General features: G+C 71.5%; 8 protein-coding genes. 3 read left to right on the plus strand and 5 right to left on the minus strand.

Translation table 11 applies throughout. The annotated features are described in order from the left end of the window. Nucleotides 1–41 precede the first annotated feature (41 nt). The 4 genes from ACWGKT_RS40420 to ACWGKT_RS40435 form a co-directional block, all read right to left on the minus strand. Entirely contained in the window at nt 42–2,135 is a 2,094-nt protein-coding gene (locus tag ACWGKT_RS40420) for a SpoIIE family protein phosphatase (protein WP_453277606.1), read from the minus strand. Nucleotides 2,136–2,460: 325 nt separating this feature from the next. After that, complete coding sequence (gene fomD / locus ACWGKT_RS40425; RefSeq protein WP_356158863.1) at nt 2,461–3,171, minus strand: cytidylyl-2-hydroxypropylphosphonate hydrolase; 711 nt, start codon at nt 3,169–3,171, stop codon at nt 2,461–2,463. Between the two features lie 84 nt (nt 3,172–3,255). Further along, complete coding sequence (locus ACWGKT_RS40430; RefSeq protein WP_356158860.1) at nt 3,256–4,641, minus strand: class II fumarate hydratase; 1,386 nt, start codon at nt 4,639–4,641, stop codon at nt 3,256–3,258. A 619-nt stretch (nt 4,642–5,260) separates the two neighbouring features. After that, nucleotides 5,261–6,928 (minus strand): fumarate hydratase, encoded by a 1,668-nt coding sequence (locus ACWGKT_RS40435; RefSeq protein WP_235455148.1) that lies wholly within the window; start codon nt 6,926–6,928, stop codon nt 5,261–5,263. Between the two features lie 167 nt (nt 6,929–7,095). On the opposite strand from ACWGKT_RS40435, the gene ACWGKT_RS40440 reads away from it, so the two are divergent. Both ACWGKT_RS40440 and ACWGKT_RS40445 read left to right on the plus strand, forming a co-directional pair. Further along, on the plus strand, nt 7,096–7,797 hold the full coding sequence (locus ACWGKT_RS40440; protein ID WP_453277607.1) for a DUF1707 SHOCT-like domain-containing protein: 702 nt from the start codon (nt 7,096–7,098) through the stop codon (nt 7,795–7,797). Between the two features lie 174 nt (nt 7,798–7,971). After that, the gene (locus ACWGKT_RS40445) at nt 7,972–8,349 is read left to right on the plus strand and encodes a WhiB family transcriptional regulator (RefSeq protein WP_356158854.1); all 378 of its coding nucleotides are present in this window, start codon (nt 7,972–7,974) and stop codon (nt 8,347–8,349) included. 119 nt (nt 8,350–8,468) lie between these two features. Here the strand turns inward: ACWGKT_RS40445 and glpX are convergent, their stop codons facing one another. Further along, entirely contained in the window at nt 8,469–9,503 is a 1,035-nt protein-coding gene (gene glpX, locus ACWGKT_RS40450) for a class II fructose-bisphosphatase (RefSeq protein WP_356158852.1), read from the minus strand. Between the two features lie 126 nt (nt 9,504–9,629). Between glpX and ACWGKT_RS40455 the strand changes: the two genes are divergently transcribed. After that, entirely contained in the window at nt 9,630–10,154 is a 525-nt protein-coding gene (locus tag ACWGKT_RS40455; protein ID WP_453277608.1) for a DUF4245 domain-containing protein, read from the plus strand. The last annotated feature ends 150 nt before the right edge of the window (nt 10,155–10,304 follow it).

A 10,304-nucleotide genomic window follows, 5' to 3' on the forward strand; every position in this document is an offset into this window, starting at 1 on the left:
GCCCGGGAGATCCCGGGCGCCCTTCGCCATGTCCGTACGAGCTAGTTCCGGTTCAGCTCGAACCAGACCACCTTCCCGGTGCTCAGGCGCGTCGCGCCCCAGCGCCGGGCCAGCTTGTTGACCAGGTACAGGCCGCGGCCGCCCTCGTCCGTGGCGCGCGCCTGGCGCAGCCGCGGCAGCTGGGGCACGTCGTCGCCGACCTCGCAGCGCAGGACGTCGGTGCGCAGCAGGCGCAGGGTGACCGGGCGGGACGCGTAGCGCACCGCGTTGGTGACCACCTCGCTGACCAGCAGCTCGACCGAGTCCGACAGCTCCTCCAGGCCCCAGCGGGCCAGCGCGCGCCGGGCCAGCCGGCGGGCCCGGCCGGGGGCCGCGTCCTCCGGCTCCAGGAACCAGTACGCCACGTCGCTCGGCGCGATCCCGTCGAAGCGGGCGGCGAGCAGCGCGATGTCGTCGTCCCGGTCGCCCGGACCGAGCATGTCGAGCACCTCGTCGCACAGCGCTTCGAGCGGCGGCGGGTGGTCGGGACCGGTCAGCTGCGCGGTTGCGGCGAGCTTCTCGCGCAGCTGCTCTATGCCGGTCCACACGTCGCGCAGCCGGGACTCGACCAGGCCGTCGGTGTACAGCAGCAGGGTCGCTCCGGCGGGCGCGTCCAGCTCGACGGCCTCGAAGTCGACTCCGCCGACGCCGATGGGCGCGCCCGGCGGCACCCGCAGCACCTCGGCCCGGCCGCCCAGGTGCAGCAGGACGGGCGGCGGATGACCGGCGTTGGCGATCGTGATGCGGTGCGAGACCGGGTCGTAGACGGCGTACAGGCAGGTCGCCATCCGGTCGGTGCCCAGGCGCTGCGCCTGCTCGTCGAGGTGGTGCAGCACCTCCTGCGGGGGCAGGTCGAGCCCGGCCAGGGTCTGCGCGGTGGTGCGCAGCTGGCCCATGATCGCGGCCGAGGTCATGGAGTGCCCCATGACGTCGCCGACGACGAGCGCGACCCGGCTGCCGGGCAGCGGGATGGCGTCGTACCAGTCGCCGCCGACCCGGGCGGTCTCGGCGGCGGGCAGGTAACGGGAGGCCAGCCGGACGCCGGTCGGGCGGGGCAGGGTCTCCGGGAGCATGGTGCGCTGCAGCTCGTCGGCGATGTAGGCCTCGCGGCCGTACAGCACCGCCTTGTCGATGCCCAGAGCGCTGTGCGTGGCCAGCTGGGCGGCGACCAGCAGGTCGTCCGCCTCGAAGGCCAGCCGCTCCGGGCGGCGCAGGAACAGCGCGGCGCCGATGACCCGGCGGCGGCCGCGCAGCGGCGCGAGGATCGCGTGCTGGCCGCCGGGGACGACCGACTCGCCGCCCTCGCCGAGGAGTTCGGGCAGCGCGGCGCGGGCCGCGGGCGCGTCGGCGAACACCGGACGCACCCCGCGCAGCACCTCGTTCAGGGCGCCGCCCGGCCGCACCTCGCACAGCTCGGCGGTCAGCGCGGACAGGCCGGACAGGTCGGACAGGTCGGCGAAGTCGAGCTCCGGCGCCGGTACGGGCAGGAAGCCGCCCTCGGTGTCCCGTTCCTCCGGGATCCGGTCCGTGCGGCGCAGCCGGAGCACCACGGGACCGGTGGGGCGCTCGTCGCCGACCGGCAGCGGGTCGCGCAGATAGACGAGGATCGCGTCCGAGAAGGTCGGCACGGTGGCCCGGCACAGGCCCATCACGATCTCGTCGAGGTCGATGCCGCGGGCGATCCGCCGGGTCGCGGCGCCCACGAACCGCAGCCGGTCCCCGTCCCGCCGCATGGGCATGGGCCGCCCGGGCGGCACTCCCCGCCCGGTACGGCGCTCCTCGCCGCCCTGGGCCCGCTCCTGCTCGGCGCTCGGCTGGGGCGGGATGCCCTCTGGCACGGGCGCGGGACGCGGGCGGTGGGTATCGGGCTCGGCGGAGTCCGGCTGGGCGTGCTCGGGGCCGTTGACTGGGGTCTCCTTCCCCTTGCCGCAGGGCGTGCCGGTGCCCCGCGCGGCGGGCGTCTCGCCGGTGCTGCGGGCCTGCGCGGGTAAGGCGGTGGCGCTCAGCGGCTTCGGGGAACGCAAGAGCGCCCCGCGGGCCTCCGCGGGGTCGGCGCCCGGCTGCGGGCGCTCGTAGGAGGTGGGGTGCTCCGTCACGCGTGTCGAATCCGTCCGTCCGGGGCTGCGCGCCGCGCGCGCAGTTCGTCCCGCAGAAGTCCCGATACCCGGAATACGTGCCCCAGGAACGGGATTCCCGCGTGGTCAGAGGTTGTTCCTGTGCCGGCGGCGCATGCGGAGCCGCGCAACGACCGTCTGCGGCCCCCAGGGCCGGCGGCCCTGACCGTGTTGCCCTCGTCCTCGCTCACGTCCTGCCGCCCCTCGGTGACGTTCGGTCAAGCCCGGCCCGTGTTCCGGGAGTTGTCGCTGCATGCCCTTGCGGAGGACGATCCTACGGTTGTGGACCGGGGGCGCAGCAAGAGTCTCATGAGGACACGTGCGCGGGCGTCCGGTCCCAGTCCTCCGGCAGTGACGGTACCGCCCAGGAGGGATCCGGGCGCCAGTGCTGCCAACCGTCGGAGAACGGCGGGCCCCAGGCGCGGATCACCTCCACGGCGGCCAGCCCCGCCTCCCGCACCCGGTCGGCGAGCCGTACGTCCATCAGACCGTCCCGTTGCGCCTGCGCGAACTCGTCCTCGTCGCGCCAGTGCCAACTGCCGTCGGGCTGCACGGAGATGTCCAGAAAGTGGTCCTCGGAGTCCACTCCGCCGTCCCAACGGGACAACGGCTCCTCAAGGTTGACGTACCAGTTCTTGAAGCGCCAGCCCGGCTCCCAGAACAGCCACACCGACCACGGCTCGCGGGGCCGGGCCAGCTTGAGCACGCCCGTGCCGAACCACCGGTCGCGCTGCACGGCCCGCGGCTTGGTGTACCGGGACTCCAGCGGCTCGACGTGCACGGGCGTGCCGTCGGCCAGCACCGGGCGCGTGCACTCGGTGCCGGGGGCCAGCCACACGGCGAGCAGTTCCGTGTCGTCGCGCACGACGGTGACGGGGCGGACGATGTGCAAGCGCGCGCCGGCGTTCTCCCGGTACCGCCACAGGATGTGACTCCCGGGCGCCCAGAAGCCCGGCGTGCCCCTTGCGCCGCTCGCTTCCCCGCGTTCCACGCGTCTCACCGCTCCGCCGTCTGCCATGCACAGATATTAGGTGTCGCAGTCGTACGACGCTGCGGCGCGGGTCACGGTTCTGCTCCGGAGGACACAAGCGTCCACAAGGGGTCACGGATGCGTCATACGCAGGACATCCAGGGCCTCGTCGAGCTGTTCCAGGGTGAGGTCGCCGCGCTCCACGTACCCGCCCTCCAGCACCACCTGACGGATAGTCTTGCGTTCCGCGAGGGCTTTCTTGGCCACCTTGGCCGCTTCCTCGTAGCCGATGTACTTGTTCAGCGGGGTGACCACGGAGGGTGACGACTCGGCGTACTCGCGGGCCCGTTCCCGGTCGGCGACGATGCCGTCGACGGTGCGGTCGGCGAGCAGCCGGGAGACGTTGGCGAGCAGCCTGACCGACTCCAGCACGTTCTTGGCGATCACCGGGAGCATCACGTTGAGCTCGAAGTTCCCGGCGGCGCCGGCGGTGGCGATGGTCGCGTCGTTGCCGATGACCTGGGCACAGACCATGAGAACGGCCTCCGGGACGACCGGGTTGACCTTGCCCGGCATGATCGAGGAACCGGGCTGGAGATCGGGCAGATGGATCTCGGCCAGCCCCGTCCGCGGCCCCGACGCCATCCACCGCAGGTCGTTGGAGATCTTCGTCAGCCCGACGGCGATGGTCCTGAGCTGGCCACTGGTCTCCACGATCCCGTCGCGGGCGCCCTGCGCCTCGAAGTGGTCGCGTGCCTCCGTCAGCGGCAGCCCCGTGGCGCGGGCCACCTCCTCGATGACGGCGGCGGAGAACCCGGGCGGGGTGTTGATCCCGGTGCCGACGGCGGTGCCGCCCAGCGGCAGCTCGGCCAGCCGGGGCAGCGAGGCCCGCAGCCGCTCGATCCCGTACCGCACCTGGGCGGCGTACCCGCCGAACTCCTGCCCCAGCGTCACGGGCGTGGCGTCCATCAGATGGGTCCGCCCCGACTTCACCACGTCCGCGAACTCCTCGGACTTGCGGGTGAGGGAGGCGGCGAGGTGCTCCAGGGCCGGGATCAGGTCGCGGGTGACGGCGGCCGTGGCGGCGATGTGGATCGAGGACGGGAAGACGTCGTTGGACGACTGGGAGGCGTTGACGTGGTCGTTGGGGTGGACGTCCCGGCCGAGCCGCTCGCTCGCCAGCGTCGCGACGACCTCGTTGGTGTTCATGTTCGACGAGGTCCCGGAGCCGGTCTGGAACACGTCGATGGGGAAGTGCGCGTCCCACTTCCCCTCGGCGACCTCCGCGGCCGCCTCCTGGATCGCCTCGGCGATGTCCTTGTCGAGCACCCCGAGCCCGGCGTTCACCTTGGCGGCGGCCGCCTTGATCCGGGCGAGCGCCTCGATGTGGGCCCGCTCGATGCGCTGGCCGGAGATGGGGAAGTTCTCGACGGCACGCTGCGTCTGGGCCCGCCACTTGGCGTCGGCGGGGACACGGACCTCGCCCATGGAGTCGTGCTCGATGCGGTATTCGCTCATGCCGCTTATAGCGACGTGGGCGGCCGGGATGTTCCGGACTGTGGGCCGCCCGGGTGTAGGGCGGATCACGCCCGACCCGGCCGACGCGACCTCGGCACCGACCGCCCCGGAACGCGCGACCGCCCCTCCCGTCGGCGTTGCCGGGAGGGGCGGTCGTGGGTCGGTGGCGATCGGCCGGCACCGGGCCGGCCTGGGGCCCCGTACGGGGATCGACGTGAACGTCGGCTGCGGGGGCGGGTCTGATGAAGTCGTTCGACGTGTTCGTACGACGGCACCACCCGGCCCGGTTCCTGGGGACGGGATGGGACGGGCGGGGGCGGGGGCGGGACGGTCTCCCGCCGTGCCCGACGAGGTACCAGGCCGGCCCGGGGCCCCGTACCGGGATCGACGTGAACGTCGGCTGCGGGGCCGGGTCCTGGAAGAAGTCGTTCGACTTGTTCGGCGGACGGCACCACTCAGCCCGTCCGGCGTTTGAGGACGAGGCCCTTTCGCGGCCGATCGGGGGTCCAGGGGGTGGAGCCCCCTGGGAGCGGGGTTGGAGGGGCGGCAGTCCCTGGGGATGGGATGGGATGGGTAGGGGCGGCGGGGGCGAGATCCGTCTCCCGCCGCGCCCGAGGTACTACGCCAGCCCGGGCCCCCGAACCGGAATCGACGTGAACGTCGGCGCCGGGGCGGGATCTTGGAAGAAGTCGTTGCCCTTGTCGTCGACGACGACGAACGCCGGGAAGTCCTCGACCTCGATCTTCCAGACGGCCTCCATGCCGAGCTCCTCGTACTCGACGACCTCGACCTTCTTGATGCAGTCCTGGGCGAGGCGGGCGGCGGGGCCGCCGATGGAGCCGAGGTAGAAGCCGCCGTGGCTCGCGCAGGCGTCGGTGACCTGCTTGCTGCGGTTGCCCTTGGCGAGCATCACCTTGGAGCCGCCCGCGGCCTGGAACTGCTCGACGTAGGAGTCCATGCGGCCGGCCGTGGTCGGGCCGAAGGAGCCGGAGGCGTAGCCCTCGGGGGTCTTGGCCGGGCCGGCGTAGTACACCGGGTGGTCCTTCAGGTACTGCGGCATCTCCTCGCCCGCGTCCAGCCGCTCCTTGATCTTGGCGTGCGCGATGTCGCGGGCCACGACCAGCGGGCCGGTGAGGGACAGGCGGGTCTTCACCGGGTACTTGGTGAGCTCGGCGAGGATGTCGTCCATCGGCTGGTTCAGGTCGATCCTGACGACGTCGCCGTCGGACTCGAGGTGCTCGTCCGTGGTCTCCGGCAGGAAGCGGGCCGGGTCCTTCTCCAGCTGCTCCAGGAAGACGCCCTCGGCGGTGATCTTCGCGACCGCCTGACGGTCGGCCGAGCAGGAGACGGCGATCGCGACCGGGCAGGACGCGCCGTGGCGCGGGAGGCGGATCACGCGGACGTCGTGGCAGAAGTACTTGCCGCCGAACTGCGCGCCGATGCCGATCTTCTGGGTGAGCTCGAAGACCTTCTCCTCCAGCTCCTTGTCCCTGAAGCCGTGGCCCAGCTCCGAACCCTCGGCGGGGATCTCGTCCAGGTAGTGCGCGGAGGCGTACTTCGCCGTCTTGAGGGCGTACTCGGCGCTCGTGCCGCCGACGACGATCGCCAGGTGGTACGGCGGGCAGGCGGCCGTGCCCAACGAACGGATCTTCTGCTCCAGGAACTTCATCATGGAGGCCTCGTTGAGGACGGCCTTCGTCTCCTGGTACAGGAACGACTTGTTGGCGGAGCCGCCGCCCTTCGCCATGAACAGGAACTTGTACGCGCCGCCGTCGGTGGCGTACAGCTCGATCTGCGCCGGGAGGTTGGAGCCGGTGTTCTTCTCCTCCCACATGGTGAGCGGAGCCATCTGCGAGTAGCGCAGGTTCAGCTTGGTGTAGGCGTCGTAGATGCCGTGGGACAGCGCCTTCTCGTCCTCACCTTCGGTGAGGACGTTCTGGCCGCGCTTGCCCATGACGATCGCCGTGCCGGTGTCCTGGCACATGGGCAGCACGCCCGCCGCCGCGATGTTCGCGTTCTTCAGGAGGTCGAGCGCGACGAACTTGTCGTTGCTCGACGCCTGAGGGTCGTCGATGATCCGGCGCAGCTGCGCGAGGTGGGCCGGGCGCAGGTAGTGCTGGATGTCGTGGATGGCCTCCTCGGCGAGCTTGCGCAGCGCCTCCGGCTCCACCTTGAGGAACGTCCGCCCGTCGGCCTCGAAGGTGGAGACACCTTCGGAGGTCACCAGCCGGTAGGGGGTGGTGTCCTCTCCCATGGGGAGCAGATCGGTGTACGCGAACTCAGGCATCTTTGCCCATTCCTCACTCGACAGACGGCGGCCCGTCAGCGCCGACGGGCCTCACCAGCGTAGAACCTGCGGCCGACGGGGAACCTGTGAGGTAGGGCTCAGTTCGCGACGCGCGGGGTTGTCCACACCCCTAGTCGCGATCTATCGCGTTTCGGTACGCTGCTGTCGTGGACCTTCACAAGCACGCCCAGCCGGAGAGCGCGGCGCCGACCGTGGCCGAACTGCGCGCCTCGGACGCCGACCGTGACCGCATCGCCGACATCCTGCGCGACGCCCTCGCCGAGGGCCGTCTGACCGCGGACGAGCACGCCGAGCGCGTCGAGGGGGTGCTGAACGCCAAGACGGTCGGCGAGCTGGAGGTCTTCATCCAGGACCTGCCCGCGGGTCACCAGCGCCCCGCGAGCGCGGCCTACACACCGGTGCCGCCCCGCCCGACCCCGGGCGCGATACCGACGGAGGCCGACGCCAACGTTGTCGCGGTGTTCAGCTCCGCCATGCGCCGCGGGCGCTGGCGCGCCGGGCGCCGGCTGCACGCGTACGCCGTCTTCGGCACCGTGGAGATCGACCTCAGTGAAGCGATCTTCGAGTACCAGCAGGTCGTGATCAAGGCGATCGCGGTCTTCGGCGACGTCCAGATCCGCGTCCCGGAGAACGTGTCGCTGCGCGGCACGGGCGGCGGTGTCCTCGGCAACTTCGAGGTGAGCCCGCTGGATTCGGTCGACTCCGAGGCTCCGGTGGTTTATGTCGACGGGTGGGCCGTCCTGGGCAATGTCGAGGCGCGCCCCAGGCGCGGCAAGCTCGTCGCGGACATCCTCGACCGCGTTCAGCACAAGGTCGACAGGAAGTTGCGCAAACACCTCGACCGTTGACGGTCGCGAATTCGACCGGTTCCCAAACGAATCGATCACGGCGCGGGTGGCTCACAGGGTCGTGAACAAGCCGCCGCGCTCCTGCGGTTGGGAACGCAGTGCATAGGCCCGCGCACAGCGGGTAGGGCTTGCAGCATCGTCTCTCGCTCGCGAAGCCGTCGTCAGGAGTAGACCGTGCTGCAACCGCCGCATACGTCCCTGCAGGTAGCCGCCGTTCCGGCCCAGCGGGGGCCGGCGCAGGACAGGGACCAAGACGCACCCTGGCACACCGAGGCGGTGTGCCGGCGCGACGAGGCCGGCCTGTTCTTCGCCCCCTCCAAGGAGCCCACCGCGGCCCGGCTGTCCCGCGAAGAGGCGGCCAAGCGGGTCTGCGCCCGCTGTCCGGTCATGGTCGAGTGCCGCGAGCACGCGCTGCTGCAGCCCGAGCCGTACGGCGTCTGGGGCGGGCTCACCGCCGCCGAACGCCGCGTGGTCCTCGCGCGCAGGCGCCGCCGCGACCTGGAGCTGAAGAAGGCGGCGAGGGCGACGGGCCGTATAGCGCAGGCGGGCTGAACGCACGAGGCGCCCCCTCCGCACCGGGGGCGCCTGTGTCACGCGGGGGAGTCTGCCGACTCAGGGGTCCGCGGCCCCCTTCTTGCGGGTTCTTCAGCTCGGTCCGGCTGATCGCGGGGTCACTTGGCCCGGTCGAAGTCGATCGCGCTGTAGGCCCGCAGCTTGCGCAGCCGGTGCTCGGAGTCGATCCGGCGCACCGTGCCGGACTTGGACCGCATCACGATCGAGTCCGTCGTCGCCGTCTCCGACCGGTAGCGCACGCCGCGCAGCAGCTCGCCGTCCGTGATGCCGGTGGCGACGAAGAAGACGTTGTCGCCGGAGACCAGGTCGTTCGTGGTGAGCACCCGGTCGAGGTCGTGTCCGGCGTCGATGGCCCGCTGCCGCTCCGCCTCGTCCTTGGGCCACAGCTTGCCCTGGATGGTGCCGCCGAGGCACTTCACCGCGCAGGCCGAGATGATGCCCTCCGGCGTGCCGCCGACGCCCAGCAGCAGGTCCACGCCGGTGCCCTCGCGCAGCGCGTAGATCGAGCCGGCGACGTCGCCGTCGGAGATCAGCTTGATGCGCGCGCCGGCCTCGCGGACCTCCTTGATGATGCCCTCGTGCCGCGGCCGGTCCAGGATGACGACGGTGACGTCCTCGGGCGTCGAGCGCTTGGCCTTGGCGATCCGGCGGATGTTGACGGCCACGGGCGCGTCGATGTCGACGAAGTCGGCGGCCTCGGGGCCGGTGACCAGCTTGTCCATGTAGAAGACGGCGGACGGGTCGAACATCGAGCCGCGGTCGGCGGCGGCCAGCACCGCGATGGCGTTCGGCATGCCCTTGGCGGTCAGCGTGGTGCCGTCGATCGGGTCGACGGCGATGTCGCACTCGGGTCCGGTGCCGTCACCGACACGCTCCCCGTTGAAGAGCATCGGCGCCTCGTCCTTCTCACCCTCGCCGATGACGACGACGCCGTTCATCGACACGGTGGAGACGAGGGTCCGCATGGCGCGCACCGCGGCACCGTCGGCGCCGTTCTTGTCGCCGCGACCGACCCAGCGCCCCGCGGCCATGGCGGCGGCTTCGGTCACCCGGACGAGCTCCAGGGCGAGGTTGCGGTCGGGAGCCTCGGAGGGAACTTCCAGCTCGGAGGGCAGATGATGATTCTCGGTCATCGGAGCGCACCTTTCTGATACGACGACGGCCGGATGAGGGTTGCCTCCCGACTCTATCGTTAGGCAGACAAAATGAGCAGGGCCCCCCACGGATGAGCGCGTCGGGCACCTGCGACGATAGGGGGCGTGGCAGGTTCGAACGGCAAGCAGAAGACGGTCCGGGACATGATTCTCTCCCTGGGCCTGATCGGGATCGCGGCGGGCGTCATCTACCTCTTCATCCCGCACGACGACCACGCTCCCGAACTCAAGCGGGTCGACTACCGCGTGGAGCTCCTGACGGCGCGGCGCGCCGCGAGCTACCCGGTGGCCGCACCCGAGGGGCTGTCGAAGGACTGGAAGGCGACGTCGGTCCGCTTCCAGGGGGCGGACTTCGACCGCTGGCACCTCGGCTTCCAGAACCCCGACGGTGACTACGTGCAGGTCGAGCAGTCCACTCAGAAGCGCGTCGAGTTCATCGAGGCGGCCAGTCAGGGCGGGACGGCGAGCAAGGTCACCCAGCGGATCGGCGACCACACCTGGACCCGGTACACCGGCGGCCGCTACGAGGCCCTCGTCCTGGAGGACACGCCCGGTTCCACCACGGTGGTGGCGGGTACGGCGTCCTTCGCCCAGCTGACGCGGATGGCCGAGGCGCTGAAAATGGCGTGAGCGCCCGCGCGACGGCATGAGCGCCCGCGCGTGCGAGCGGCGGGCCGCGCCTTGCGAGTCGCGGGCGAGAGACGTACGAGAAGGGGCCCCCCGCACAGACCGGGGGCCCGTCGCGGACACGGGGAGGGTGGCAGGACCGGGGGTTGTGGT

The sequence above is a fragment of the Streptomyces sp. NPDC054794 genome (assembly GCF_053611585.1).

What these genes read in the sequence shown, in the direction of transcription:
- fomD (WP_356158863.1), bottom strand. Translation starts at nt 3,171, where the DNA reads ATGGCAGACGGCGGAGCGGTGAGACGCGTGGAACGCGGGGAAGCGAGC.
- ACWGKT_RS40430 (WP_356158860.1), bottom strand. Translation starts at nt 4,641, where the DNA reads ATGAGCGAATACCGCATCGAGCACGACTCCATGGGCGAGGTCCGTGTC.
- ACWGKT_RS40435 (WP_235455148.1), bottom strand. Translation starts at nt 6,928, where the DNA reads ATGCCTGAGTTCGCGTACACCGATCTGCTCCCCATGGGAGAGGACACC.
- glpX (WP_356158852.1), bottom strand. Translation starts at nt 9,503, where the DNA reads ATGACCGAGAATCATCATCTGCCCTCCGAGCTGGAAGTTCCCTCCGAG.